Genomic DNA, 25,490 nt, shown 5'->3' with positions numbered 1-25,490 from the left:
ACAGTGGCCAAGCAGACCTGGCGCGGCAACACCCTCAGCCACTCGATGGTGATCACCCCAGAGGCGGCCTGGCCCTCGATCCACATGGTGGAGGTGGTGCGCAGCTGCCCCGAACTCTGCCGCTTTTGCCTGGCCAGCTACCTCACCCTGCCCTTTCGGACCCCATCCCTGGATGACGGCCTGATCCCAGCGGCGGAAAAGGGGCTCACTGCCACCCAGCGTCTCGGGCTGCTCGGGGCATCCGTAACCCAGCACCCCCAGTTCGCCGACCTATTGGCCTGGCTAGATCAGGATCGTTTTGAGGGCACCCGGGTAAGCGTGAGTTCCGTGCGGGCCGCCACCGTGACCCCCGAGCTGGGCCGAATCCTGGCCAAACGGGGCAGCAAGTCGCTCACGATCGCCATCGAATCCGGCAGCGAGCGTATGCGCCAGGTGGTCAACAAAAAACTCGCCAATGAAGAGATTTACGCCGCCGCCCGCTACGCAAAGGAAGGAGGTCTCACGGGCCTGAAGCTCTACGGGATGGTGGGCCTACCCACGGAAGAGGAGGCCGACATTGAAACCACCGCCGACCTACTACTGGCCCTAAAGAAGGCCACTCCGGGCCTGCGGCTCTCCTTTGGGGTGAGCACCTTTGTGCCCAAGGCCCACACGCCTTTCCAGTGGCAAGGAGTACGCCCAGAAGCCGAAAAACGTCTCAAGCTTCTAGGCAAACGGCTCAAGCCCAAGGGCATCGAGCTGCGGCCCGAGAGTTACGGCTGGAGCGTGATCCAGGCCCTGCTCTCGCGCAGCGATCGGCGCCTAGCACCCGTGATCGCCGCCGCCCGCGGTCGCAACGAAAGCCTGGGGGGCTGGAAAAAGGCCTATCGGGAGCTACTGGCGCAAGGGCCAGCCGCAAACTCGGCTCCATTGCCCCCCTGGGAGGAGGTGATCCACGCCAGCTGGGATCCCGGGCGCGTATTGCCCTGGGATCACCTGGAAGGACCCCTGCCAAAAACCACCCTGGCCAACCACCACCAAGATGCTCTAAGGACGTACAGTGATTACAACTAAAGCAATTTAAAGTGGCCACCAATTTATTAGATTGGCTCTTTACCGATCAGTTCATTCTGGGTGGAGCCACTGCTGCCGCTGGTCAAAATCTACTGTTAGCTGACACACCTATCGAATCCAATCCAGAAAACTGTCTCACCTATCTGGTTTTCCTGAAGGGACCAATCAAACCTGAAGAACTTGATCAGGCAGCACGGCGACTGCTAGGGCAGGTGACCCCAAAGGCCACCCCGCGCCAGCTATTTGAACAGCTCGGGGGCTTCGCGGTAGACCTCAACAAGACCCAAGCCAACCAACTGCGTCAACGGCGTGAGGTGACCAGCCTGGAGCTGGATCAGCCAGTAGTACTAGATCCACCGTTGCACCGTTATGCGTCGGAAAACAACGTATTTCTACCCCAAGCCCTCGTAAGCTACACAAACACTATTGCGACCAACAAAGAAATCCTGCCCTGGGGCGTGCGCGCAATTTGGCAAGGACGTGACATTTCAAGCATGGGAAACTCCGGCGCAGGCAGCTTCGCATTCGTAATCGATTCGGGAGTCCTAGCAACCACAGGTGACCTCAACCTCAATACCAGCTGGTCCCGTAGCTGGATCTCCGGCCAGGACGCATTCACGGACGATGATGGTCACGGCACCCATGTGGCGGGCACTATTGGTGCCCTAGTCAATGGGTTAGGGATGGTCGGTGTTGCACCCGGTGCTTCGATCGTTTCCCTGAAAGTGTTCGACAGCTCCGGCAATGGCAGCAGTCTCAACATCATTGCCGCAATCGATTATGCAGTATCGGTAATAAGGACTAATAAACTTGATCTCTCAAAAGTAGTAATCAACCTTAGCCTTGCCGGCGGGCTCAACTCCGCCTTGAATTCGGCGCTGCTGAATGCTGCCGATCTCGGAATCCGTTTCGCCGTCGCTGCCGGTAACAACGGGGCAGACGCCGACACAATGTCACCAGCTAGTACCGGTATCCACCCCAACATCTATACGGTATCTGCGGTCGACAGCACCTATAAAATGCCCAGTTGGTCAAACTGGGATCAGATCACAACTAACGACCCCATAGATAGCGTCGACTTCGCCGCTCCCGGGGTAGACGTGATGTCCTATTACAAAAACGGGGCCCTCGCCAACCTCAGCGGCACCTCCATGGCCGCCCCCCACGTGGCCGGAGCTCTCCTGATGGGGGGCGTAACAACCGGCGACATGGTCAAACCCTCGGTCGCAGGTACTGCAGACCCCTTCGCTTGGGCTATCAACTTCCCAGGCACCACCATCACCTCAAGTGCAGCTGTCCAAAATAAGGTTCTTTGGGGCACAGCCGCTAGCGACATTCTCATCGGCGGCAATGGCAACGACAGCATCACTGGGGTGCAAGCAAACGGAACCACGGGCGCAGCAATGGGTCTGGGACAGATTGACATACTCACAGGTGGTCCTGGTGCAGACACCTTTCTGCTAGGAGATTCCCGCGGGGTCTTCTACGACGACCGCAGCAACAACAACATCGGCCTCAGCGATTATGCCCGGATCACTGACTTCAACACCGGCATAGACAAGCTACAGTTCCACAACGGAACTTACTTCACTACTGTCAGTACAGGCATAACTTCGATCTACTGGGATCGCAATGGCAATAACCAATTTGATACCATAGAAAAAGATCAGGACGAATTGATCGCCATGGTGACTGGCGCAATTACTAGCAAAGACATCATCTTGGCCTGAAAACTCTCTAAACTCCTGAGCCGAAGCCCTCAATCAAAAACAGCCGTACGACTGCCGTAGACCATCACCTGGCGCTTGAGGTGCAACAGCACGGCCTTGACCAGGGCCAGGCGTTCGGTGTCGCGGCCCTTGCGAATCAAATCGCCCACCTCATCACGGTGCTTCACCGGCACGGTCTCCTGGGTAATGATTGGCCCGCCATCCAGCTCCTCACTTACGTAGTGGGCCGTGGCGCCAATCAATTTGACGCCCCGATCCCAGGCCCGGTGGTAGGGCTGGGCTCCCATGAAGGCGGGCAAGAAGGAATGGTGAATGTTGATCACCTTGTGAAAAGCATCCGGGGGATCAAAGGCAACTAAAAATTCCTTGCTCAATACCTGCATGTATTTGGCCAAGATCACCAACTCGATCTTGTGTTGAGCCAACAGCTCCAGGTGGCGCGCCTCTGCCTCGGGTTTGCCATCTGGATCAACCGGCACGTGCTCAAAGCGGGCCCCAAATTCAGTGGCAATCGGGCCCAGATCAGGGTGGTTGGAGATCACCAAAGGCACCTCCATTGGCAGCTCTCCGGTGCGCTTACGCCAGAGCAAATCCAGCAGGCAGTGGTCCTGCTTGCTCACGAAAATCGCCACCGGCGGGCGGTAATCGGAGAAGTTGACCTTGTATTCACCGTGCAGCCGTTCGGCCAGGGCATGGGCCGTGGGGCAAATGGCCTCCCTGGGTAAACCAAACCCCTCTAGCTCCCACTCAATGCGGCTCAAGAACAGGCCCGCCGTGGGGTCGCTGTGGTGGTCGGCATGGACGATGTTGCCGCCGTTGGATGTGACCCAACCGGAAAGCTCCCGCACCAGCCCCGGTTGATCGGGGCAGATCATCTGCAGGATCGCCGTGGGGGAGCTCATCGTCGAATTAGGCAGTATTGGCAGCATGGCCCAAGGCGCTCCAGGTTGCGAGGGGCTACAGCAAGTGTCAAAGCCCGGGGGGCACGGATAAAGTCGCCAGCACGAACCACCCTCCGGTGCCCCCCATGCTTACTGGGCTGCTCTCTGCGCTCACCCAACAGCTCCGCCGCCTCGCCTTGCTGGGCCTGGCCGCAGTGCTCTGTTTTGGGCTGGCCGCCTGTGGTGATCAAAGCCGCAAGCCCGCCACGATCAGCGACACCGACATGGCGGCGATTGAACGCCAGGCCAAGGGCTTCCTCTCCGCCCGAGATCGCCTCCCCGAACTGGCTGCCCTGGTCAACGAGCGCAACTGGGTGTTCACGGCCAACCTGATCCATGGCCCCATGCAGGAAGTGGGTCGCGAAATGAGCTACATCAACCAGCGCCTGCTGCCCGCCGATCGCCCCGAGGCCAACGAGCTGGCCCAAAACCTCAAAACAGCCCTCGCCCAACTGGATGAGGCCGCCAAACTCCAGGACGGCGACAAGCTGCGTAAGGCCTATATCCAAGTCGCCAGCGGCTTCGGTCTCTACGCCGACGTACTGCCCGCCCAGGTTCAAACTGATCTGAAGCAGGCCTGATCTAGGCCAAACCTGCCCTCCATTGGCCCCCCAGGACCCCAATTTCCACAGCCAGTCCGTACTGGTGGTGGGAGCGGGAATGGTGGGCCTTTCCATTGCCTGGTGGCTACAGCTCCAGGGCCACCGGGTGGAGCTGATCGACCCGCAGCCAGCTGCCAGCCCCGCAGCCCTGGGGGTCTTAATGGCCCAGGTGTTTCACCGCTCCAGCGGAAGGGGTTGGCGGCTGCGCCAGCGCAGCCTCGAGCTCTGGAACCAATGGCTGCCGCTGCTGGCCGACCAGGGGCACCCGATCCATTGGCGCCCAGGTCTGCTGCTGCTGGCCGCCAGCCCGGAAGAGCGCAGCCGCCAAGAACGACTGGCCGCAGAACGCCAAGGCCAGGGTTTGCCCCTCACCCTATGGAACCAGGACCAACTGGCCCAGCTCCAGCCCCAGCTGCCCCCTGGGGGCTCGGGTGCAATCCATTCAGCCGCCGATGGCCAACTTGATCCAGCCCAAGCCCTACGGGCATTTCGCCTGGATGGGGAGCGCCTTGGCATGGCCACCCACCAGGATCGGGTGGTAATCCTGCGGCGGGGCGGCGCCGGCCAGCGCTGGCGGGCAGAGGGTCAAAGCGGCCGCAGCTGGCAAGCCGATTGGTGCGTAGTTAGCGCCGCTGTGGCCAGCTCTGCACTCCTGGAACCCCTGGGATACCAGCTGCCGATGGAGCCCGTACTGGGCCAAGCCCTGGAGCTGGAACTGCAGGAAGAGCCCGGCTGGAACTGGCCAGGAGCCGTGCTTTGGCAGGGCATCAACCTCGTACCACGTCCTGATTTGGGCGGGGGCCGCAGGCTCTGGCTGGGGGCCACCCTCGAACCGGGGGAGCTGGCGGCACCGGAGGCACTCAGCCAACTGCGCCAGCTAAATGGAAACGCACCGCCCTGGCTCGAGAAAGCCCAGGTGGTGCGCCAGTGGCAGGGCCACCGGCCCCACCCGATTGGACAGCCAGCCCCCCTGCTTCAAAAGCTGGAGGATGGCCTAATACTGGCCAGCGGCCACTACCGCAACGGCGTGCTACTTGCACCGGCCACCGCTGAATGGGTGGCCGGCCAGATCACTTGCTCTCGGTGAACTCGGCGTCGATTACGTCGTCGCTGGAGGAGGCACCGGAGCCAGCACCGTTGCCGTTGCCGCCGGCAGCCGCCGCACCTTCAGCCCCAGCGGCCTGCTGGTAGACGGCAGCACCAGCGGCGTAGAGGGCCTGTTGAAGGGTTTCGAGCTCGGATTTGATCGTCTCGAAATCTTCCTTCTCCAGGGCCTCCTTGAGCTTGGCGGAGGAGGCCTCCACCTTGGCCTTGTCGTCGGCACCAACCTTGTCGCCCAGTTCGCCGAGTTGCTTTTCGGACTGGTAAACGAGGGTTTCGGCCTGGTTTTTCAGGTCGATCCGCTCGCGCTTTTCCTTGTCCACCGAGGCGTTGCTCTCGGCGTCCTTAACCATCTTGTCCACCTCGTTGTCGCTGAGGGTGGAGGCCCCGGTGATCGAGATGCTCTGCTCCTTGCCGCTGCCCTTGTCCTTAGCGGTAACGCTGAGGATGCCGTTGGCATCGATGTCGAAGGTCACCTCGATCTGGGGTACGCCCCGGGGAGCTGGGGGGATGCCATCGAGACGGAAGGTGCCCAGCGATTTGTTGTCGCTGGCCATCTCGCGCTCACCCTGGAGCACGTGGATTTCCACGTTGGTCTGGCCGTCGACGGCCGTGGAATACACCTCGGATTTCTTGGTGGGGATCGTGGTGTTGCGGGGGATCATCTTGGTCATCACACCACCCAGGGTTTCCACCCCCAAGGACAGCGGGCTGACGTCCAGCAACAGGATGTCCTTGACTTCACCAGCCAGCACACCGCCCTGAATTGCAGCGCCGACGGCCACGACCTCGTCGGGGTTGACGGTTTGGTTGGGGTCCTTGCCGGTTACCCGCTTGACCAGCTCCAGCACGGCCGGAATGCGGGTGGAACCACCCACCATCACGATCTCGTCCAGCTCGCCCGAGGAAAGCTTGGCGTCCTTGAGCGCCTGCTCCACCGGCACCCGGCAGCGGTCGATCAGCTTGGAGGCCAGCTCCTCAAACTTGGCCCGGGTGAGGGTCAAATCGAGGTGCTTGGGGCCCTCCGGGGTGGCCGTGATGAACGGCAGATTGATCTCGCTTTGGGTGGCGCTAGAGAGCTCGATCTTGGCCTTCTCAGCGGCCTCGGTGAGGCGCTGCAGGGCCTGCTTGTCCTGGCGCAGGTCAATGCCTTCGTTGGCCTTAAAGGTGGCGGCCAGGTGGTCAACAATCACCTTGTCGAAGTCGTCTCCGCCCAGGTGGGTGTCACCGGAAGTGGAGAGCACCTCAAACACACCATCACCCACCTCCAACACGGAGACGTCGAAGGTGCCGCCGCCCAGGTCGAAGACCAGGATGCGCTCATTACTCTTCCTATCGAGGCCGTAGGCCAGCGCCGCCGCGGTGGGCTCGTTGATGATGCGCAGCACCTCGAGGCCGGCGATCTTGCCGGCGTCCTTGGTGGCTTGGCGCTGGGAGTCGTTGAAGTAGGCGGGCACCGTGATCACCGCCTGGGTGACGGTTTCACCGAGATACTTGCCGGCGTCTTCAGCCAGCTTGCGCAGCACCTGGGCACTCACCTCCTCCGGGGCGAACTGCTTATTAAGTACTGGGCACTTCACCTTCACGTTGGAGCCGGCTTTCTCCACGCCGTAGCTCACTTCCTTCGATTCATCGTTCACCTCATCAACCCGACGGCCAATGAATCGCTTCACCGAATAAAAGGTGTTTTCCGGATTCATCACCGCCTGGCGCTTGGCGATCTGACCAACCAGTTGGTCCTGGTTTTTGGTGTATGCCACCACCGACGGGGTGGTGCGGAAGCCTTCGGCGTTGGCAATCACGGTGGGCTTGCCACCTTCCATCACCGCCACACAGCTGTTTGTGGTGCCTAGATCAATACCGACAACCTTGCCCATGGGTTAACACCTGCTTACGGTGAACGAATCAGAACTGAGTGCATCTTCAGCAGCAGGGCCTGGCCCAGGCGAGGTGTGGTTCCCGAACAGGCGTTTACGGTGCCGCCCACCGGACCCCAAGCCATGGCTTCTGAGATCACTGGCCGCACTGCTCTTCTGGGGGTCCTGGGCGATCCCGTGCGCCACTCGCTCTCCCCCACCCTGCACAACGCGGCAATCCCTGAACTGGGGCTGGAGTGGATCTATCTGGCCCTGCCGACCCCGGCTGCCCAGCTGACAGCAGTGGTGCAGGCGCTTGAGGCCATCGGCTGCCGCGGCCTAAGCGTCACGATCCCCCACAAGCAGGCGGTGGCGGCGCTCTGCCAGGAGCTAAGCCCCCTTGCCCAACGGGTCGGGGCGGTGAACACCCTGGTGCCCCTCGAGGGCGGCGGCTGGCATGGCACCAACACCGATGTGGAGGGCTTTCTGGCGCCGCTGCGACAGCGCCAATGGCAGGGCAAAAGGGCGGTGGTGCTTGGCTGCGGAGGTAGCGCCCGGGCAGTGGTGGCCGGTCTGGTGGAGCTCAATTGCGACCTAATCACCGTTGTGGGCAGGCGGCCCGATGCCCTGGAGGCCTTTGCGAGCAGTTGCCACGCCTGGGCGCCCCAGCTCCAAACCCTTTGCTGGGGCGCCGCACTGAATGCCGCCGATCTGGTGGTCAACACCACTCCGGTGGGCATGGCCTCGCCGGTAGGCATGGCCTCGCCGGTGGGCATGCCCTCGCCGACCAATCCGGCAGCGGTGGATCAAAGCCCCCTCAGCCCGGCCCAGCTTGACCAACTCCAAACCAATTGCCTTGTCTACGACCTGATCTACACACCCCGACCCACGGTCCTGCTGCAGCAGGCCGCGGCCCGGGGCTGCCCCACCCAGGATGGCCTGGAGATGCTGGTGCAACAGGGGGCCGCCGCCCTGCGGCTTTGGAGTGGCCGCAGCGAAGTGCCCGTAGCAAGCATGCGCAGCGCGGTTGAGACCAGCCTTGACTCCAGCCTCCGGCGCCTTTCCTAGGCAGGTTCGACAGCCCTAGCCTGGGCCCCTTCGGCAGAGTCGTGTCCATGGAAGGTCCACCGATCTGGCAACGGTTACTCGCGGCCGCGGCCTACCTGCTGCCCTGGAGTGATGCCCTGCCCTTCGGCCAAGGGCTGTTTGGTGTTTTCCCCCTGCTGCAGTGGCTGCAACTGCCTGCCCTGCCGGTGGTGATGGTGCAGCAATTGGTGCCCTTCGGCAGCCTGGTGCTGTTCCTGGTGCTCTACCTGGCCGTGGTGCGCAACAGCAAGGTGCCCTACTTCCTGCGCTTCAACGTGCTGCAGGCAATCCTTGTCGACATCGTGCTGGTGTTGGTCAATCTGGCTTTTGGGGTTTTACGCCTGGGCAACGGCAGTTTTGCCGGACGCACCCTGGGCAACACGGTGTTCCTGGCGATCCTGGTGCTGGTCGCTTTTGCAGTGGTGGAGAGCCTGCGGGGCAAGGAAGCCGATATTCCCTCGATATCAGAAGCGGTGCGCCTGCAGCTCAATTAACCCCACTGCGATAGGTTGACCAATCCGTCGCTGGTGGGTCCCTGACCTGCTGGCCCCTGCCCCCAAAGGCTTTCTCCGACAGGCGACCATGACGCAGTCCTATTACGAGACCATGTACATCCTTCGTCCGGACATCCCGGAGGAAGAGGTGGAAACCCATGTGACCAAATACCGCGACCTCGTAACAGAGGCGGGTGGAATGGTTCTGGATTGCCAAATGCGCGGCAAGCGCCGCCTGGCCTACACGATTGCCAAGCACCGTGAAGGCATCTACGTGCAGCTCAACCACGATGGTGATGGCCAACACGTGGCTCCCCTGGAGCGGGCCATGCGCCTCTCGGAAGACGTGATCCGCTACCTCACCATCAAGCAGGACGGCCCCATGCCGGCACCTCGCACCATCCCCGGTGCCGCCAGCGAAGCCGCTCCAATGCAGCCCGCCACCAGCGAAATCGAAGTAGTCCCAGCCTTGTAAAGCTGCCTTCCGATCTGTATGGTCCGGCGATGGAGCCGGATCTACACCAATCACCTGAACCGGAGTGGTCCTCCAAGACCGCTTCGGTTTTTGCTTGGGCGAACGCTGTGCTGGCTGCCGAGCAGCCCCAGGCCCATGGGCAGCCGCAAGCCCTGCAGCTGGTCGAGCAAGAACTGGCCCAAGCGCGGGCCGAGCTGGCCACCCTGCACGAGCTGCTGAAAGACATCCCGGAAATTTTTGAGCGGAAATTCAACCAGCGGCTCCAACCACTGCTGGCCGAAAATCGGAACCTCCGCCAGCAGTTACTCGCCCCGAAGCAATTGGCCCTGCTTCAGCCGAGACAAACCAGCGGGCTCGCAGATCTCGAGCTCTCTGATCTCAACGACGACGAGCTGCTGCCCAAAGCCGGGTAGGCAGTCCCCAGACATAGATAAAGCCCTCCGCTGCACGGTGGTCGAACTGGTCATCGGAGCCGTAGGTGGCCATGTCTGGCACATAGAGGCTGTGGGTTTCACTGCTGCGGCCCACCACCGTGGCGTTGCCCCTGTGCAACTTCACCCGCACCGTGCCGGTGACGGTCTGCTGGCTGCGATCGATGAAACCATCGAGGGCATCCTTCAGGGGGCCAAACCAGAGACCCTGGTACACCAGGTCTGCCCACTGCATTTCCAGCTGGCGCTTGGTGCGCAGCACGTCGGCGGCCAGGGTGAGGCTTTCAAGCTCCTGGTGGGCCTTGATCAAAAGCAGCAGGCCAGGGGTTTCGTAAATCTCCCGGCTCTTGATGCCCACCACCCGGTTTTCGATCATGTCGAGCCGGCCGAAACCGTGGCTACCGGCCAGGGCGTTGGCCTGGCGAATCAAACTCACCGGATCAAGCCGCACCCCATCGATGCTCACGGGATTGCCCTGCTCAAAACCGATCTCCACAGTTTGGGCAGTGGCTGGGGCCGCATCCACCGCCACGGTCATGGCATAGATCTCCTCAGGTGGCTCCACATTTGGATCCTCCAGGGGTCCGGCTTCGATCGAGCGACCCAGCAGGTTTAGGTCGATCGAATAGGGGGATTTTTTGCTTACCGGCGAAGGGATCCCACAGCGCTCGCCGTAGGCAATCGTTTCCTCGCGGCTCATGCCCCATTCGCGGGCCGGCGTGAGCACCTTGAGATCGGGGGCAAGGGCACCTATCGCCACATCAAAACGCACCTGATCGTTGCCCTTGCCAGTGCAGCCGTGGGCCACCGCATCGGCGCCTACCTCCCGGGCAATTTCCACCAGGCGGCGGGCAATCAGGGGCCGCGCCAGGGCAGTGGAGAGGGGATAGCGACCCTCGTAAAGGGCATTGGCCCGGATTGCGGGGAAAGCGAACTCCGTGATGAAGGGCTCAATCAAATCGCTAACGATCGACTGACTGGCTCCCGAATCCAGCGCCTTCTGGCGAATCGGCTCGAGCTCATCACCCTGGCCCAGGTCGGCGGCGAAGGTGATCACCTCCTCCACGCCCCATTCCTTAATCAAGTAGGGGATGCAAACGCTGGTGTCCACACCACCGGAATAGGCCAAAACTGCCTTTTTTGCCCGACCCATTAGGCGTCTCCTGCGCTCAATTCTCCGATTCTCCCTTGCCGTCGATCCGCCATCGGCTTAGTAGCCAGATGCCCATCAAGGCAGGAGGCGCCAGCACCAAACCCCAGACAAGCAATGGTTGCAGCTGCAACGGCTCTGGCCAACGGTCTCCTGCTGCCACCAAAACCACACTCAGGGCCAGGGCTAGGGCCCAAAGCTGCAGGACTTGACGCATCGGGGCTATCCGCTGAGCACTGGAAGCTATGGTGGTGGATTGGGGAAGCAGGCTCCAGCCTGTCCCGTAATTGGATACAGCATGAGCACGCTTGCAACCAGCGGCAGCAGTCGCCTCGACACGATCAACCCCTCGTTGACCCGCTACGGCCGCACCGAAATGGCGCCCGTACTGCCCCTGCGCGATGAACCCGATTTGCTCAGCTGGCTGGAAAGCAGCGGCCGCCTGGTGGCCGATGAGGAAACCGCCAGCACCGATGTGAGCACGGTGGAAGAGGAAGAGCTCTCGGCGCTGATGGGCGAAAAAGAGGACTACAACAAGGACGACGAGCAACAGGAAGAAAACTGGGAAGACTGAACTCCCGCCTGTTCAAGCCCAAGCCCATCCCTTGCAGCTTCCCTTGCAACTCTCCTGGCCCAGCAACAGTCGCTCCACGGCGGCCCTGCTGGGCTTTTTGCTGCTTGGAGCCTGCCTGATCTGCGATGGCCTGGTGGCCAACTCCAGGTTGGCCCTGCCCCTGCTGCTTACGGCCGTGATCAGCTGGGCCGTTACCCGCTGGGGGCTCCCCCGGCTGCGGGCCCTCAAGCTCGGACAGGTGATCCGCGAAGAGGGACCCAAGGGCCACCAGAGCAAGGCCGGCACTCCCACCATGGGTGGGCTGTTGGTGGTGCCGGTTGGGGTTTTAGTGGGGGGGTTGATCAACCCGGCCGATCCCCGGCTGCTGGCCATTGCGGCGATCACCCTGGCCTACATGGCGATTGGGGCCATCGATGACTGGCGCAGCCTCACCAAGCGCACCAACACCGGCCTAGGGCCAAAGGGCAAATTGGTGCTGCAGGGCGGTGCAGCCCTTCTTTTTCTTGCTTGGGCCGCCTACGGACAGTGGCTAGGTGGGGCCGGGGCTGGCGACGTGGCCCTACCCCTGGGCTGGGTATTGCCCCTGGGGCTACTGATCTGGCCCCTGGGCCTGTTTGTGTTCCTGGCGGAAAGCAACGCCACCAACCTCACCGATGGCCTCGATGGCCTAGCTGCTGGTTGCGGGGCAGTGGTGTTCACGGGCATGGGCCTGCAACTGATGCTGCGGGGCAACCAGGGTGATCCCTCCCTGGCGGCCTTTTCCGTGGCGATGGCTGGCTGCTGGCTGGGCTTTTTAGCCCACAACCGCCACCCGGCTCGGCTGTTCATGGGTGATACGGGCTCCCTGGCGATGGGGGCAAGCCTTAGCGCCGTGGCCCTGCTTTCCAACAGCCTCTGGCCCCTACTGGTGATGGGCGGCGTGTTTTTAGCTGAATCCCTCTCAGTGATCCTGCAGGTATGGGTGTTCAAAGCCACCAAAGGCCCCGATGGCCAAGGCAAACGGCTGTTTCGGATGGCCCCACTGCACCATCACTTTGAGCTGGGGGGCATGGCTGAACAACAGGTGGTAATCAATTTTTGGCTGGCCAGCTTGTTGCTGGTAGGAGTGGGTTTGGTCTTGCTGCCCTAGCCAGCTCCAAAGATGGCCTACTTCACCTGGAAGGAAACCGGTCTCACCGGCGATTGCGCCAGCCTCGAGGCGATGGCAGCCCGATTTGAAGAGGCGGCAAAACTGATGCGGCGCATGGCCCAGGAGGGCTTCAGCATCGAGCGCCACAGCGACGGTCAGCACATCACCCACCCCGATCCAGCGGTCTTTGAGGCCTATGGATTTGTGAGTGAGGAGTCCCCCGTGCGCCAGCTGACCCTGCTCTGCGAGCCCTAAGGGCTAGCCAGGGAGCCCTAAGCCCTGCTCATAGGCCCTTAGCCCGGCGCAGGTAACCCACCACCCAAACCACCACAAAAGCCAGGGAAGAGATGCCCAAATAAATCAGGGCCCACTTCTGGAAATCGGCGATATCCCAGCCAAACAACAGGCCATTGGCCGCATCACCGGCGGTGCTGAAGCCCAGGTAGGGGGCTCCCATGGCAGCCAGCAGGCCCCGCTCCATAAAAGCCATATCCCATGCCATATCTAGGGACCCGGTTTAGCAGGAATTGGGGATTGGCAGGGGTCAGGCAGGATCAAGGCAGCTTGCCCTTAAGTGCAGTGACAAAGAGCGCAGCCCAGGCCTTCCCCCGCACCCTGATGCTGCTGGGCAGTGGGGAGCTGGGCAAGGAGGTGGCGATCGCAGCCCAGCGACTTGGTTGCAGGGTGATTGCGGTGGACCGTTATCCAGGCGCCCCGGCCATGCAGGTGGCTGACCAGGCCGAAGTGGTGGCCATGGCAGACCCTGAAGCCCTAAAAGCCGTGGTGCGCAGGCACCGACCGGATCTGGTGATTCCGGAGATCGAAGCCCTGGCGGTGGATGCCCTGGCCGAACTGGAAGCGGAGGGAATCACCGTGATTCCCACGGCCCGGGCCACGGCGGTGACGATGAACCGCGACCGCATCAGAGATCTGGCGGCCCGGGAGCTGGGCCTGCGCACGGCGCGTTTTGCCTATGCCGAAAGTGCAACCGAACTGGCGGCCAGGGCCGAACCCTTGGGTTGGCCCGTGGTGGTGAAACCGGTGATGAGCTCCTCTGGCAAGGGCCAAAGCGTGGTCAAAGGCCCGGAAGAGATTCCAGCCGCATGGGAGGCCGCCATGGCCGGAGCCAGGGGCCAGGGAGCCCGGGTGATCGTGGAGGAGTTCCTTGACTTTGAGCTGGAGATCACCCTGCTCACGGTTAAGCAATGGCACGGACCCACCCTGTTTTGCCCGCCAATTGGCCACATCCAAGAGCGGGGCGACTACCAGTGCAGCTGGCAGCCGGCCGCCATGGGCAGCAACGAACTTGCCGAAGCCCAGGCCATGGCAAGGGCCGTCACCGACAACCTGGGAGGGGCGGGGTTATTTGGGGTGGAATTTTTCCTCTGCCGGCGTTCAGAAAAGCTGGAAGTCGTTTTCTCGGAGCTGTCGCCCCGGCCCCACGACACCGGCCTGGTGACCCTGATGGGCCAAAACCTGAGCGAATTTGAGCTTCACCTGCGGGCGATTTTGGGGCTGCCGATTCCCGAAATCACCTCACTTGGACCAGCTGCCAGCCGGGTGGTGCTTGCCACGGAAAGCTCTGCCGCAGTGTGCTTTGAAGGGGTGGCCGAGGCCCTGGCTGAGGCCGATACCGAGTTGCTGCTCTTCGGCAAAGCTGATGCCAGACCCCAGCGCCGCATGGGCGTTGCCCTAGCCCGGGGTGTCAACGAAGTGGAAGCCCGCCGCAAAGCCGACACCGCCGCCGCCCAGGTGCGGGTGATCCCAATGGGATGAAAAGCTGCCACCCCCCTGGCGCGCAAGGGATCTGAACCTTATGGTGCGCCGAGCGTGCTGCACCATGACCCAGGCCCAACCCCGTCCGCCTCGCCGCAGGGAGTTCGATCGCGAAATTCGCCGCGAAGAGCGCCGCGAAGAGCGCCGTGGGGAGCGTCGCGTCAGCGGCCAGGGGTCCAGCCAACGCCGTGAAAAACCCAGCGCACAGCAGAAAAAGCAAAAAAATCAGCCAGCTCGCCGCAGGGGCTCGCCCCTCAAACCATTTGCCGTAGGGATCGCCGTCGGCTGGGCACTAGCCGGCCCCTTGCCCCACCTTGCAGGAGGTGCCGTTGCGGCCCTGCTCCATGGCCCGCAAAGCCTCGGAGCCCTGATCAATCCCTTTGGCCTGGGCGATCGACGCATTCTGGTGATGGGCGCCGACAAGGTGGCAGGCAACACCGATGTGATGTTCACCGTTCAGATCAAGGACGGCAAAACCCAACTCACCCAGGTGCCCAGGGACACCTTCGTGGAATCCCAGGAGTATGGGGTGCTCAAGGCCAATGCCCTGCTCAATTACGGGGGCATCAAGGGGGTGAAGCAGGAATTGAGCAACCTGCTGCAGGTGCCGGTGGATCGCTATGTGAGCGTCGACATGCGGGCAATCAAGCGGCTTGGTGATGCCCTGGGCGGGGTGGAAGTCAATGTGCCTAAGCGGATGTATTACGTCGACAACAGCCAGGGGCTCTACATCGACCTCTATCCAGGCACCCAGCTACTCAAGGGCGACCAGCTCGAGGGCTTCCTGCGTTTCCGCCACGACGAAATGGGCGATCTGGGTCGCATGGAACGGCAAAAACTTGTGCTCGCTGAGCTGTTCAAAAAACTGGGCCAGCCCAGCACCTTGGCCCAATTGCCCGGGTTGCTAAAAATCGCTGGCAGCGATGTGAAAACCGATCTATCGGCCCTGGAAATGGGCCAACTGGTAACGGCCATGGCCGGCACCAAGCTGACGACAAACCAGCTTCCCGGCAGGATTTTCTGGCAAAACGACCTCAGCTACTGGATGCCCGATGCCAATAACCACTACACCGGCGTAGATGGGCCAGCCCCTGGGCCCTAGCCCACCACCTCAGGCGGATGCTGCTTCAGCACCTGCTTGAGATACCTGCCCGTGTGGCTGGTGGCATGCTCAGCCACCTCCTCAGGGGTGCCCATTACCACCAAGTCGCCGCCCTTGTCTCCACCTTCTGGACCGAGATCAATAACCCAGTCGGCACAGCGAATTACATCGAGGTTGTGCTCGATCACCAGGATCGAATTGCCCTTATCCACCAAGCGTTGCATCACATCCATCAGCTTGTGCACGTCAAAGAAGCTCAGGCCCGTGGTGGGTTCGTCAATCAGGTAAAGGGTTTTGCCAGTGGCCCGCTTAGAAAGCTCGGTGGCCAATTTGACCCGCTGGGCCTCACCGCCGGAAAGGGTGGGTGCTGGTTGTCCCAACTTGACGTAGCCCAGGCCCACATCCACCAGGGTGCGCAGGCGATCCGCCGCCTGGGGAATCGCTGAAAACACCTCCGCCGCCTGCTCCACGGTCATCTCCAGCACATCGGCAATGGTGTGGCCCTTGTAGGTCACCTGCAGGGTTTCGCGGTTATAGCGGGCCCCCTTACACACATCACACTGCACATAGACATCCGGCAGGAAGTTCATCTCAATCACATTCACGCCCTGGCCACTGCAGGCCTCGCAGCGGCCACCCTTGACGTTGAAGCTGAACTGACCCACCAGATAACCGCGGGCCTTCGCCTCCACGGTGGCGGCAAAAATCTGACGAATCGGATCAAAGGCCCCCGTATAGGTGGCGGGGTTGGAGCGTGGGGTGCGGCCAATGGGGGATTGGTCGATCACGATCACCTTGTCGATCGCCTTAATTCCCCGCAGCTCAGCAAGGCCCGCAGGGAATGGCACCTTCATGCCCAATTGATGTTCCAGGGCTGGATGGAGTAATTCATTCACCAAGGTGCTCTTGCCGCTACCGCTAACACCGGTAACGCAGACCAACCTGCCCAGGGGAATCTCCACGCTGATGCCGTTGAGATTGTTGCGGGCGCAATCCACCATCGTGATCTTGCGGCTGCCTTCGGTGCGGCGTTCTGCCGGTGTGGGAATTGAACGGCGACCACTCAAATAGGCACCCGTCAGGGAGTCTTCTGCCGCCAGGAGGTCCTGAAAATCACCCTGCGCCACGATGTGGCCACCGTGGACACCGGCACCGGGGCCAATGTCGACGATGTAATCGGCGGCACGGATTGTGTCTTCGTCGTGCTCCACCACGATCAAGGTATTGCCCAGGTCGCGGAGCTTCATCAGGGTGGTGAGCAGGCGATCGTTATCGCGCTGGTGCAAGCCAATGCTGGGCTCATCGAGCACATACAAAACTCCGGTAAGGCCGGCACCGATCTGGGTGGCCAGGCGAATCCGCTGGGCTTCCCCCCCTGAGAGGGTCATGGCTGGCCGATCCAGGCTCAGATAGTCGAGCCCCACATCCAACAAAAACTTCAAGCGCATGCGGACCTCCCGCAGCACCAGGTCGCCGATCTGGATCTGGCGGGCATTGAGCAAGGGATCCACTCCCTCACTTGCTCCCACCCCCATCAGGGCCTCAATACGGGCCAGGGTTTCACCCACGCTCACGGAAGTGAGCTCATGGATCCCGTAGGGGCCGACCCTCACCGCCAGGGCCTCCGGCTTGAGCCTCAATCCATGGCAGGTGGAGCAGGGCACCAGCTCCAGGTATTTCTCCAGCTTCTGGCGCACCGATTCCCCACTGGCATCGCGCAGCTGACGCTCCAGGATTGGCAGGACACCTTCAAAGGGACGTTCAAAGCCCGCACTCTTGCGATAACGGCTATCCGCCTGGATCAGGATTGGCTCCTTGCTGCCGGTTAACAGCACCTCCCGTTGCTCGTCGCTGAGTTGGTTCCAGGGGGTTTTTAACTCGAACTTGAAGGCCTCTCCCACCGAATAGAGCAAGGAGAAGTAATAGGAATTGTCCTTATCTGCCCAGGGGGCAATGGCGGCATAAACGGGCAAATTGGGGTCCGGCACCACCCGTTCGGCCGTGAATTTGCGCAGGTGGCCAATGCCATGGCAGTCGGCACAGGCGCCATAGGGGCTGTTGAAGGAGAACAGCCGCGGCGAAAGCTCCTCCATCACGGCCCCATGGACCGGGCAGGCAAAGTTTTCGGAGTAGAGCCGCTCCCGCTCCACCCCTTCCGGCAACTCCTCACCCGCCTTGGGCACCACCTCCACCAGGGCCAGGCCATCGCCGCGCTTAAGGGAAGTGCGCAGGGAATCGGTCAGCCGCTCCTGGACTCCTTCGCGAGCCACCAGGCGATCGACCACCACCTCAATGTTGTGGGCGTGATTTTTGTCGAGCTCGATGTTGTCGGCGAGTTCGCGCACCTCACCGTTGATTCGCACCCGGGCAAAGCCCTCGGCCACCAGGCCCCCCAGCAACTTCACGTGGGTGCCCTTCTTGCCCCGCACCAGCGGCGCCAGGAGTTGGTAACGCATGCCCTCTGGCAAAGCGAGGATTTGGTCCACCATCTCATCGATGGTTTGGGGCCTAATCGAGCGGTCGCACTGGGGGCAATGGGGTTCCCCAGCCCGGCCATAGAGCAGGCGCAGGTAATCCTGAATTTCCGTCACCGTGCCGACGGTGGAGCGGGGGTTGTGGCTAGTGGATTTCTGATCGATCGAAATAGCCGGTGAGAGGCCCTCGATCGCATCCACATCGGGCTTGTCGACCTGCCCTAAAAACTGCCGGGCATAGGCCGAGAGGCTCTCCACATAGCGGCGCTGGCCCTCCGCAAAAATGGTGTCGAAGGCCAGGGAGCTCTTACCGCTACCGCTCACCCCGGTGAACACCACCAGGCGATTGCGCGGAATGGTGAGATCGATGTTTTTGAGGTTGTGCTGGCGGGCACCCCGCACCCGGATCACGTCCTCCAGGGAACCGCCATTGAGCGACTGCAGCGCCGCTTTTTCGTTCACGCTCTTGGCGAGGGCGCGGGGCATCCGGGCGACTACGTAACAGGTAATCCTACGGGCGCCGCTCCGGACCCAGCAGGCTGGCCGCATAACTGCGGGCTTCCCCGGAATCACCCCCCGCCAGTTCCGCCAGTTCGGCTTCGCGGGCCTGGATGTCCCGCAGTTGGGACACCCGGGTATGGGTGGAACCCTTGAGCACCTCCTTGACCACCCGGAAGTGGTGGTCAGCCGCGGCCGCCACCAGGGGCTGATGGGTCACACAGAACACCTGGCGCTGGGCCGCCAACCGCTGCAACAGCTCGGCCATGGCCCCACTAACCCGGCCGCTCACGCCCGCGTCGATCTCGTCGAATAGCAGGGTCACGTGGGGATCCGCCGCCGCCAGGCAGGTTTTTAGGGCCAGCAGGAAACGCGACATCTCGCCGCCCGAGGCGACTTCCGCCAAAGGTGCCAGGGCTTGGCCTGGGTTGGCAGAAAACAGAAACTGCACCCCATCGGCCCCCTCCTCCCCCGGTGCTGTTGGCTCAATGGCCACGGAAAAACGCACGTTTGCCAGGCCCATCGGCCGCAGGGCGGCCATCAACTGCTGCTCCAGCTCGCTGGCGGCGCTGCGGCGGGCGGCGCTGAGCCGACCATTGACCAGGTCACGCCCGGCCCTGGCTGCCGCTTCAGCGGCCTCGAGGGCCTCCAGGGAAGCTTCCGCTCCACCGGGGGCTAGTTGCTGACGCAACTGGTCGCGCCAGAGGATTAATTCGGCCAGATCCTTGCCGTGGCGGCGCTCCAAGGCCTTGATCTGGGCGATGCGCTCCTGGAGCTGCCCGAGGCTTTCGGGATCGCTCTCGAGGCCAGAGCCATAGCGATCAAGATCCCGAGCCAAATCCTGAACCAGGGCCAGGCCATCAATGCAACTGGTGGCCAGCTCCAATAGGGATGGATCGAGCTGCTGCATCAGGTCAAGCTCGGCCCCACAGGCCGCCAGATGGTCCAGCACCGATGGAGCCTGCTCGGCGCCCTCCACCAGACGCCCAAGCAGGGTCATCACCCCCTCCTCGAGGCGCACCCCATGGGCCAGGCGGTTTTCCTCGACCTGGAGCCGCTCCCGCTCCGCCGGATCCTCCAAGCCAGCTGCCTCCAGATCCGCCAGCAGCTGTTCCTGGCGCTCCCGCTCCTGTTGCAGCTGTAGCCAATCCCTGCGGGCCTCCTCCAAACCAAGAACGGCCCGCTTCCAGGCCCGATAAGCCTCCGCAACCGGGCCAAGTTGCTGCTGGTGCTCAGCTCCGGCAAAGCGATCTAGCCAGCGCCGCTGCTGACCGGGCTTGCCCAGCTGCTGGGTTTGGCCCTGCACGGTGAGATCGAGCAGTAGGGGCCGCAGTTCCTGGATTTGAGCCCGATTGACGGCCACACCGTTGAGGCGGTGGCGACTGCTAAGCCTGTCGTCGCTGAGCCGCCACTCCCGGCTCAGGAGAATTTCCTGCTCATCGGCATCCAGCTGCTGCTGCTCGAGCCAGGCCTGCAGCGGCGGGGTGAGGCTGAAGCTGGCCTCGATCAGGGCCCGCTCCGAACCCTGGCGAAGCAAACGGGGGCCACCACCCAGCAGGGCATCGAGGGCATCGAGCAAAATCGATTTACCTGCCCCGGTTTCACCAGTAAGCACGGTGAAACCAGCGCTGAACTCCAGCTGGAGCTGCTCAATTAGGGCAATGTTTTCGAGGCGCAGTCCGGTGAGCACAGGCCCTTCCGCCAGCCAAAGAGTGATCGGCCCGACCGTAGCGGCTGTGTCTTTCGTTTAGAAGGGGCTCAGATTTAAAGGGTCCTTCCGCGATAGGCGGGGGAATCCGTGTTGTGAGCCTGTGGGTCATGAGTGAACTCGGCGATTTCATTGAGGCCTCTGGCCTGCTCAGCTACGACCCAGCTGCCATTACCCGGATTTATGCCGGCCACCCGCAAAGGCTGATCAAGAGGCTCTGGCAAACCCTGGTACCGATCGGCCTCTACCTATTGGGAGTGGCAAGCGACTGGCTATTCGGTCTCTTGCGCAATTCGGAGCGGTCCCGCAACCGGTCCCGGGAAGCCGCCGAACTGCTGGTGGCCCTGGGGCCTGCCTTCATCAAGGCCGGCCAGGCCCTATCCACCCGGCCAGACATCGTGCCCCCAGTACTGCTGGAGGAACTAGCCCAACTCCAGGACCAGCTACCCGGTTTCGACAGCGCCCTGGCGATGGCCTGCATTGAGGAAGACCTAGGCGCACCGATCAGCGCGATCTACGCCCAGCTGGATGCCGAACCCATCTCGGCGGCCTCCCTGGGCCAGGTGCACAAGGGGGTTTTACCCACTGGCCAAACGGTGGCCGTGAAGGTGCAAAGGCCTGGCCTGCGGGAGCAAATCACGCTCGATCTATACATCGTGCGCAATATCGCCGCCTGGCTCAACCGCAACGTGGGCCTGATCCGCTCCGACCTGGTCGCCCTGATCGACGAACTGGGCAAGCGGGTTTTTGAGGAGATGGACTACCTAAATGAAGCGAGCAACGCCGAGGCCTTTGCCCGGCTCCACAGCCAAAACCCCCGCATAGCAGTACCAGCCATCTACCGGCACGCCACCAGCCGCCGGGTGCTGACGATGGAATGGATTGATGGGGTGAAGCTCACCAACCTGGAGGCGGTTCGCCAGCTGGGTATCGACCCCGACGACATGGTGAGCGTGGGGGTGAACTGCAGCCTGCAACAACTGCTGGAGCACGGCTTCTTCCACGCCGATCCCCATCCCGGCAACCTGCTGGCCCTGCCCGATGGCCGTTTGGCCTACCTGGACTTCGGAATGATGAGTGAGGTGAGCCGCGAATCGCGCACCGGCCTGATCCAGGCGGTGGTGCATCTGGTCAATCGCAACTTCTCAAAACTGTCCAAGGATTTTGTATCCCTCGGCTTCCTAGCGGAAGACGTGAACCTCGAGCCAATCGTGCCCGCCTTCGAAAATGTCTTTGGCCAGGCGATCGAAATGGGCGTCAGCCGGATGGATTTCAAGGCCGTCACCGACGACCTTTCCGGCGTGATGTATCGCTTCCCCTTCCGGGTGCCCCCCTATTACGCCCTGATCATCAGGTCACTGGTGACCCTCGAGGGGATCGCCCTAAGCGTGGATCCCGATTTCAAAATCCTCGGAGCGGCCTACCCCTATTTCGCCCGGCGCCTGATGGAAGATCCCGATCCATCCCTGCGGGAAAGCCTCAAGGAAATGCTGTTTGACGGCGAAATCTTCCGCTGGCAAAGGCTCGACAACCTGATTGCCAGCGCCTCCCAGGGCAGCCAACTGGATCTGGAAAGCCTGCTGGATCAAGTGCTCGATTTTCTGTTCTCCGCCAATGGGGGGCTGTTACGCCAGCAGCTGGTGGAGGCCGCGATCGAACAGGTGGATGCGGTTGCCTGGAACGCCACCCTGCAACTCAGCCAACGGATCCCAGCGCAGTTACAACCACCTGGGCTCAAAAAACGTTCCTGGATGGCAAGCCAGGATCCACTGCCAATGCTGAATTTGGAGCCGATTCGCCAACTGGTGACAATTCTGCAGGCCCTACCGGGGTTCGAACCCCAACTCCTGCTCAAACGCCTGCCACGGGTCCTGGGGGAACCCAACCTGCGCCAGATGGGTGTGCAAATGGCAAAGGGCCTGGCGGAGCGCAGCGTGGTGCGTCTCTTGAGGGATGTGCTTGTTCCCGCTTGAGCAGTTGGGCTAAAGCACCTAGGGTTTTGGTCATATTGGTTTGAACTCCTTGAACAAACGCCGCGCTCTTTTCGCTGCAGCTGCAGCCCTGGGCCTAGCTGTCGGCTCGCCGGCTGGCCTGGCAGCCGAAAACCTGGTTTTCGTTAGCGGTGCCTTTCGCCGCTCAATTCCCGTGGCCGAATTAGAGCACCTGGCCCAGACAGGCCAAGCCGTTGGTCTGAGCGCAGATGTGCTGGCCATAAGCAAGCAAAAGCCCGCGGAAGTGGCAAAAATGCTCAACCAATCGCTGAGCATGCCGGTCACCTTGGTCAGTCGCCTGCTCAACACCCGCATAGGCGAAGCAATCTTGGCCCGCCTGGCGAAGGTGGTCTATCCGCTCAAGGCATCCCAAGACGGCGTCCTAGCCCTACGCGCAGCTGTGATCATTGCCATCGCCAACGGCAATGGCTCGATCAACGCCATTTCCTTTTTGAAGGCCTATCCGGTGGCGGAAATGGAAGTGAGCATTCCAGCCTTGATGGCCGCCCTGAAGAAAGCCAGTTCCCTCGCCGAACTGGTGAGATTTTTCAGTGAATCGCCCCTCGATGGTCTGAAGCCCGCGCCCTAGATTCGAAACGCAAACCCTTTTGCCCGTGCCCGTGCTCCGATCCATCCGGCGTCTGGGCAATTTGAGCTTCGGGGCAAAGCCGACCATGCAGGACTGGCCTGGCCTGATTGAGGCCTACCGCCGCTGGCTGCCGGTATCAGCAAAAACACCAGTCATCACCCTGCGGGAGGGGGCCACACCCCTGATCCCAGCGCCCGTAATTGCTGGCGAGATAGGTAGGGGCGTAAAGGTATTTCTCAAGTACGACGGCCTAAACCCCACCGGCTCCTTTAAGGACAGGGGCATGACCATGGCCATCAGCAAGGCCAAGGAAGCCGGCTCAGAGGCGGTGATCTGTGCCAGCACCGGCAACACCTCGGCCGCCGCCGCCGCCTACGCCCGCCGGGGGGGCATGAGGGCCTTTGTGCTGATTCCTGATGGCTATGTGGCCCAGGGGAAATTGGCCCAGGCCCTGCTCTACGGAGCGGAAGTGGTGGCGGTGCAGGGCAATTTCGATGCGGCCTTGGAAATCGTGCGCGATGTGGCCGATCGCTACCCGATCACCCTGGTGAACTCAGTAAATCCCTACAGGCTGCAGGGCCAAAAAACTGCCGCCTTTGAGGTTGTTGACGCCCTGGGGGAAGCACCGGATTGGCTCTGCATCCCCGTGGGCAATGCCGGCAACATCTCCGCCTATTGGATGGGCTTCAACGAATACAAGCAAGCTGGCCACAGCCGCAAATTGCCCAAGATGATGGGCTTCCAGGCAGCGGGTTCAGCCCCCCTCGTATTGGGGCACAAGGTTGAACAACCGGACACCATTGCCACAGCGATCCGCATCGGCAATCCGGTAAACCGCGAGAAAGCCCTAGACGTCCGCCAGGCCAGTGGGGGCGATTTCATGGCGGTCAGCGACGCCGAGATCATCACCGCCTACAAGCTGCTGGGGGCCGGTGAAGGGGTCTTCTGCGAACCGGCCAGCGCGGCCTCCGTAGCGGGCCTTCTCAAGCGCAAGCACGAAGTGCCCAACGGGGCAACTGTCGTTTGCGTACTCACCGGCAATGGCCTTAAAGACCCCACCACGGCAATCGAGCACAACGATGCCAAGTTCCATACGGGTTTAGCTGCCAACACCGAAGTAGTTGCCAAGGTTTTGGGTTTCTAAAAATTCCAAGGCCCCAGGTAAAGGATCAGCACAACCAATCGACAAAGCGTCTGCCCAAAACCTGGGGGAAACCCCGCAAAAGCTGGGCAGGGAACACCCCGTGCTCGATTTTTAAAAAGATCGGCTTTTCCGCAGGCAAGGGAAAAGGTGGAAAACGATCGGCTTTACCCATTTGGCAAATCTCAATCCCCAGGCCTGCAATGGCAACATCTCTTTAGTAGCAATGCTTCCAAAGGTTTTCCCAAGAACCACCAGCCCCTACTACGGCGATTTTAATTTTGTTCTTTAAATCAATTAATCCCTTAAGAACAGAGCCTGGGGAGGACGGTTCACAGGCGTTGCGCAAAAGGCGGCCCTGTGGAAGCGTGGGTGTCATCGTTTGCAGGCCACCTGGCTCGAAGGTCCGAATCCCATGAAGCTGGTTTGCTCCCAATCGGAACTCAACGCCAGCCTCCAGCTGGTCAGCCGCGCAGTAGCAGGAAGGCCTACCCACCCGGTCTTGGCGAATGTGCTGCTTACGGCCGATGCAGGCACTGGCAGGCTGAGCCTCACGGGCTTTGATCTCAGCTTGGGCATTCAGACCAGCCTGGCGGCCAGTGTCGAAGCCAGTGGTGCCATCACCCTGCCCGCCCGCATGTTTGGTGAGATCGTCTCCAGGATGTCGGCGGATAGTCCGATCACCCTGCATTGCCCTGAGGGCTCTGAGCAGGTTGAGCTCACCAGTCTCTCGGGTAGCTACCAGATGCGGGGCATGCCAGCTGATGATTTTCCAGACTTGCCCCTGGTACAAAGCGGCACTCCGATCAAGCTGGAGGCTGAATCCCTGGTTAAGGGGCTACGGGCAAGCCTGTTTGCCAGTAGTGCCGATGAAGCCAAGCAAATCCTCACCGGCGTCCACCTCGCCCTGGATGCAGATGGTCTCGAATGCGCAGCCACCGACGGCCACCGTCTAGCGGTTTTGCGTCTGGACCATGCCACAAAAAACCCTGCCACAGAAAGCCACTCCGCAGAAACCAGTGAAAACGACGGCGAACCCTTTTCCGTAACGGTGCCCGCCCGCTCATTGCGTGAATTGGAGAGGTTGCTCTCCGGTCGCCAATCCAACGAGCCCCTGAGCCTTTTTTGCGATCGGGGCCAGGTGGTGTTTCTTTGGGCTGATCAGGTGCTGACCAGTCGCAGCCTGGATGGCAATTACCCCAACTATCGGCAGTTGATTCCCGAGGCTTTCAACCGCCAACTTCAGCTCGATCGTCGGGGTCTTATCTCTGCTTTAGAGCGCGTGGCGGTCCTCGCTGACCAACACAACAACGTGGTCAAGTTCAGCGCCGATTCAGCCAAGGGCCAGGTGTTGATCCAGGCTGATGCCCAGGATGTGGGCAGTGGTTCAGAGGCCCTCGCCGCCGACATCAGTGGTGAAGACATTCAGATTGCCTTCAATGTTCGCTACCTGCTTGATGGTCTCAAGGCCATGGCCACCGATCAGGTGGTTTTGCAGTGCAATGCCCCAACTACTCCGGCGATTCTTACTCCTGTAGATGGTGGTCGCTTCACCTACCTGGTGATGCCCGTTCAAATCCGTAGCTGAT

25 protein-coding genes are annotated in these 25,490 nt (G+C 61.5%); 17 read left to right on the top strand and 8 right to left on the bottom strand.

All coding sequences use genetic code 11. The features are described 5' to 3' along the window. Positions 1 to 1,053: B12-binding domain-containing radical SAM protein (locus KBY58_RS01690; protein WP_255002525.1), on the top strand; the 1,053-nt coding region annotated here is incomplete at its 5' end. A gap of 11 nt (positions 1,054 to 1,064) precedes the next feature. Continuing rightward, positions 1,065 to 2,783 (top strand): S8 family serine peptidase, encoded by a 1,719-nt coding sequence (locus tag KBY58_RS01685; protein WP_255002524.1) that lies wholly within the window; start codon positions 1,065 to 1,067, stop codon positions 2,781 to 2,783. A gap of 29 nt (positions 2,784 to 2,812) precedes the next feature. Here KBY58_RS01685 and purU read toward each other — a convergent pair whose 3' ends face one another. Further along, a complete protein-coding gene (gene purU, locus KBY58_RS01680; protein ID WP_255002543.1) occupies positions 2,813 to 3,685 on the bottom strand; it encodes a formyltetrahydrofolate deformylase in 873 nt (290 codons plus the stop codon). Between the two features lie 125 nt (positions 3,686 to 3,810). Between purU and psbQ the strand changes: the two genes are divergently transcribed. Next, a complete protein-coding gene (psbQ, locus tag KBY58_RS01675) occupies positions 3,811 to 4,305 on the top strand; it encodes a photosystem II protein PsbQ (RefSeq protein ID WP_255002540.1) in 495 nt (164 codons plus the stop codon). 22 nt (positions 4,306 to 4,327) lie between these two features. After that, a complete protein-coding gene (locus KBY58_RS01670; protein ID WP_255002523.1) occupies positions 4,328 to 5,413 on the top strand; it encodes an NAD(P)/FAD-dependent oxidoreductase in 1,086 nt (361 codons plus the stop codon). Here the strand turns inward: KBY58_RS01670 and dnaK are convergent. Beyond that, positions 5,397 to 7,304: a molecular chaperone DnaK gene (gene dnaK / locus KBY58_RS01665; RefSeq protein WP_255002521.1), complete on the bottom strand. Its 1,908-nt coding sequence runs from the start codon at positions 7,302 to 7,304 to the stop codon at positions 5,397 to 5,399. The two genes, KBY58_RS01670 and dnaK, sit on opposite strands and share 17 nt — an antisense overlap. 123 nt (positions 7,305 to 7,427) lie before the next feature. Here dnaK and KBY58_RS01660 point away from each other — a divergent pair, with 123 nt between their 5' ends. From KBY58_RS01660 to KBY58_RS01645, 4 genes are all read left to right on the top strand, one after another. Continuing rightward, positions 7,428 to 8,351 carry a shikimate dehydrogenase gene (locus tag KBY58_RS01660; RefSeq protein WP_255002520.1) on the top strand — a complete coding sequence of 308 codons (924 nt, stop codon included), beginning with the start codon at positions 7,428 to 7,430 and terminating at the stop codon, positions 8,349 to 8,351. A gap of 47 nt (positions 8,352 to 8,398) precedes the next feature. Further along, positions 8,399 to 8,863: a Tic20 family protein gene (locus tag KBY58_RS01655; protein WP_255002518.1), complete on the top strand. Its 465-nt coding sequence runs from the start codon at positions 8,399 to 8,401 to the stop codon at positions 8,861 to 8,863. 88 nt (positions 8,864 to 8,951) lie between these two features. Further along, a complete protein-coding gene (rpsF, locus tag KBY58_RS01650; protein WP_255002516.1) occupies positions 8,952 to 9,338 on the top strand; it encodes a 30S ribosomal protein S6 in 387 nt (128 codons plus the stop codon). Positions 9,339 to 9,445: 107 nt separating this feature from the next. Continuing rightward, on the top strand, positions 9,446 to 9,751 hold the full coding sequence (locus tag KBY58_RS01645) for a hypothetical protein (RefSeq protein WP_255002513.1): 306 nt from the start codon (positions 9,446 to 9,448) through the stop codon (positions 9,749 to 9,751). Here KBY58_RS01645 and KBY58_RS01640 read toward each other — a convergent pair. Continuing rightward, a complete protein-coding gene (locus KBY58_RS01640) occupies positions 9,717 to 10,922 on the bottom strand; it encodes an argininosuccinate synthase (protein ID WP_255002510.1) in 1,206 nt (401 codons plus the stop codon). The genes KBY58_RS01645 and KBY58_RS01640 overlap by 35 nt on opposite strands. A 16-nt stretch (positions 10,923 to 10,938) precedes the next feature. After that, entirely contained in the window at positions 10,939 to 11,136 is a 198-nt protein-coding gene (locus tag KBY58_RS01635; RefSeq protein WP_254934288.1) for a hypothetical protein, read from the bottom strand. 81 nt (positions 11,137 to 11,217) lie between these two features. On the opposite strand from KBY58_RS01635, the gene KBY58_RS01630 reads away from it, so the two are divergent. The 3 genes from KBY58_RS01630 to KBY58_RS01620 are packed head-to-tail and all read left to right on the top strand — an operon-like array spanning position 11,218 to position 12,877. Continuing rightward, on the top strand, positions 11,218 to 11,493 hold the full coding sequence (locus tag KBY58_RS01630; RefSeq protein ID WP_254934289.1) for a DUF3134 domain-containing protein: 276 nt from the start codon (positions 11,218 to 11,220) through the stop codon (positions 11,491 to 11,493). A gap of 43 nt (positions 11,494 to 11,536) precedes the next feature. After that, positions 11,537 to 12,622 carry a phospho-N-acetylmuramoyl-pentapeptide-transferase gene (gene mraY / locus KBY58_RS01625; protein WP_409995700.1) on the top strand — a complete coding sequence of 362 codons (1,086 nt, stop codon included), beginning with the start codon at positions 11,537 to 11,539 and terminating at the stop codon, positions 12,620 to 12,622. A gap of 12 nt (positions 12,623 to 12,634) precedes the next feature. Beyond that, entirely contained in the window at positions 12,635 to 12,877 is a 243-nt protein-coding gene (locus KBY58_RS01620; RefSeq protein ID WP_254934290.1) for a hypothetical protein, read from the top strand. A gap of 28 nt (positions 12,878 to 12,905) precedes the next feature. Here KBY58_RS01620 and KBY58_RS01615 read toward each other — a convergent pair whose 3' ends face one another. Next, positions 12,906 to 13,103, bottom strand: a complete 198-nt coding sequence (locus tag KBY58_RS01615) for a hypothetical protein (RefSeq protein WP_409995699.1) — start codon at positions 13,101 to 13,103, stop codon at positions 12,906 to 12,908. 98 nt (positions 13,104 to 13,201) lie between these two features. On the opposite strand from KBY58_RS01615, the gene purT reads away from it, so the two are divergent. Together purT and KBY58_RS01605 are read left to right on the top strand one after the other, a co-directional pair. Further along, the gene (purT, locus tag KBY58_RS01610; protein ID WP_255002505.1) at positions 13,202 to 14,398 is read left to right on the top strand and encodes a formate-dependent phosphoribosylglycinamide formyltransferase; all 1,197 of its coding nucleotides are present in this window, start codon (positions 13,202 to 13,204) and stop codon (positions 14,396 to 14,398) included. Positions 14,399 to 14,462: 64 nt separating this feature from the next. Continuing rightward, entirely contained in the window at positions 14,463 to 15,500 is a 1,038-nt protein-coding gene (locus KBY58_RS01605; protein ID WP_255002502.1) for an LCP family protein, read from the top strand. On the opposite strand, the gene uvrA is transcribed toward KBY58_RS01605, so the two are convergent. Both uvrA and recN read right to left on the bottom strand, forming a co-directional pair. Beyond that, positions 15,497 to 18,460, bottom strand: a complete 2,964-nt coding sequence (gene uvrA / locus KBY58_RS01600; RefSeq protein ID WP_255002500.1) for an excinuclease ABC subunit UvrA — start codon at positions 18,458 to 18,460, stop codon at positions 15,497 to 15,499. The genes KBY58_RS01605 and uvrA overlap by 4 nt on opposite strands. A gap of 25 nt (positions 18,461 to 18,485) precedes the next feature. Continuing rightward, positions 18,486 to 20,162, bottom strand: coding sequence for a DNA repair protein RecN (gene recN, locus KBY58_RS01595; protein WP_255002499.1), 1,677 nt, complete (start codon positions 20,160 to 20,162; stop codon positions 18,486 to 18,488). A 128-nt stretch (positions 20,163 to 20,290) separates the two neighbouring features. Between recN and KBY58_RS01590 the strand changes: the two genes are divergently transcribed. The 3 genes from KBY58_RS01590 to thrC all read left to right on the top strand — a co-directional run bounded on the left by KBY58_RS01590 (position 20,291) and on the right by thrC (position 23,904). Beyond that, positions 20,291 to 22,153: an ABC1 kinase family protein gene (locus tag KBY58_RS01590; RefSeq protein WP_255002496.1), complete on the top strand. Its 1,863-nt coding sequence runs from the start codon at positions 20,291 to 20,293 to the stop codon at positions 22,151 to 22,153. Between the two features lie 49 nt (positions 22,154 to 22,202). After that, entirely contained in the window at positions 22,203 to 22,760 is a 558-nt protein-coding gene (locus KBY58_RS01585) for an alpha/beta hydrolase (protein ID WP_255002494.1), read from the top strand. Between the two features lie 85 nt (positions 22,761 to 22,845). After that, a complete protein-coding gene (gene thrC, locus KBY58_RS01580) occupies positions 22,846 to 23,904 on the top strand; it encodes a threonine synthase (RefSeq protein WP_255002493.1) in 1,059 nt (352 codons plus the stop codon). A 25-nt stretch (positions 23,905 to 23,929) separates the two neighbouring features. Here the strand turns inward: thrC and KBY58_RS01575 are convergent, their stop codons facing one another. Beyond that, the gene (locus KBY58_RS01575; protein ID WP_254934298.1) at positions 23,930 to 24,076 is read right to left on the bottom strand and encodes a hypothetical protein; all 147 of its coding nucleotides are present in this window, start codon (positions 24,074 to 24,076) and stop codon (positions 23,930 to 23,932) included. A gap of 240 nt (positions 24,077 to 24,316) precedes the next feature. Here KBY58_RS01575 and dnaN point away from each other — a divergent pair, with 240 nt between their 5' ends. Beyond that, positions 24,317 to 25,489, top strand: a complete 1,173-nt coding sequence (gene dnaN / locus KBY58_RS01570) for a DNA polymerase III subunit beta (protein ID WP_254934299.1) — start codon at positions 24,317 to 24,319, stop codon at positions 25,487 to 25,489. The last annotated feature ends 1 nt before the right edge of the window (position 25,490 follow it).

This window comes from Cyanobium sp. HWJ4-Hawea (genome assembly GCF_024345815.1).
Taxonomy (GTDB): domain Bacteria; phylum Cyanobacteriota; class Cyanobacteriia; order PCC-6307; family Cyanobiaceae; genus Cyanobium_A.
Note: the sequence above shows the minus strand (reverse complement) of the source record. Positions and strands in the feature narration are given on the sequence as shown.

What these genes read in the sequence shown, in the direction of transcription:
- psbQ (WP_255002540.1), top strand. Translation starts at nt 3,811, where the DNA reads ATGCTTACTGGGCTGCTCTCTGCGCTCACCCAACAGCTCCGCCGCCTC.
- KBY58_RS01635 (WP_254934288.1), bottom strand. Translation starts at nt 11,136, where the DNA reads ATGCGTCAAGTCCTGCAGCTTTGGGCCCTAGCCCTGGCCCTGAGTGTG.
- KBY58_RS01620 (WP_254934290.1), top strand. Translation starts at nt 12,635, where the DNA reads ATGGCCTACTTCACCTGGAAGGAAACCGGTCTCACCGGCGATTGCGCC.
- KBY58_RS01630 (WP_254934289.1), top strand. Translation starts at nt 11,218, where the DNA reads ATGAGCACGCTTGCAACCAGCGGCAGCAGTCGCCTCGACACGATCAAC.
- KBY58_RS01660 (WP_255002520.1), top strand. Translation starts at nt 7,428, where the DNA reads ATGGCTTCTGAGATCACTGGCCGCACTGCTCTTCTGGGGGTCCTGGGC.
- KBY58_RS01590 (WP_255002496.1), top strand. Translation starts at nt 20,291, where the DNA reads ATGAGTGAACTCGGCGATTTCATTGAGGCCTCTGGCCTGCTCAGCTAC.
- KBY58_RS01640 (WP_255002510.1), bottom strand. Translation starts at nt 10,922, where the DNA reads ATGGGTCGGGCAAAAAAGGCAGTTTTGGCCTATTCCGGTGGTGTGGAC.
- KBY58_RS01575 (WP_254934298.1), bottom strand. Translation starts at nt 24,076, where the DNA reads ATGGGTAAAGCCGATCGTTTTCCACCTTTTCCCTTGCCTGCGGAAAAG.
- rpsF (WP_255002516.1), top strand. Translation starts at nt 8,952, where the DNA reads ATGACGCAGTCCTATTACGAGACCATGTACATCCTTCGTCCGGACATC.
- KBY58_RS01615 (WP_409995699.1), bottom strand. Translation starts at nt 13,103, where the DNA reads ATGGAGCGGGGCCTGCTGGCTGCCATGGGAGCCCCCTACCTGGGCTTC.
- uvrA (WP_255002500.1), bottom strand. Translation starts at nt 18,460, where the DNA reads ATGCCCCGCGCCCTCGCCAAGAGCGTGAACGAAAAAGCGGCGCTGCAG.
- dnaN (WP_254934299.1), top strand. Translation starts at nt 24,317, where the DNA reads ATGAAGCTGGTTTGCTCCCAATCGGAACTCAACGCCAGCCTCCAGCTG.
- purU (WP_255002543.1), bottom strand. Translation starts at nt 3,685, where the DNA reads ATGAGCTCCCCCACGGCGATCCTGCAGATGATCTGCCCCGATCAACCG.
- KBY58_RS01605 (WP_255002502.1), top strand. Translation starts at nt 14,463, where the DNA reads ATGACCCAGGCCCAACCCCGTCCGCCTCGCCGCAGGGAGTTCGATCGC.
- dnaK (WP_255002521.1), bottom strand. Translation starts at nt 7,304, where the DNA reads ATGGGCAAGGTTGTCGGTATTGATCTAGGCACCACAAACAGCTGTGTG.
- KBY58_RS01655 (WP_255002518.1), top strand. Translation starts at nt 8,399, where the DNA reads ATGGAAGGTCCACCGATCTGGCAACGGTTACTCGCGGCCGCGGCCTAC.
- thrC (WP_255002493.1), top strand. Translation starts at nt 22,846, where the DNA reads ATGCAGGACTGGCCTGGCCTGATTGAGGCCTACCGCCGCTGGCTGCCG.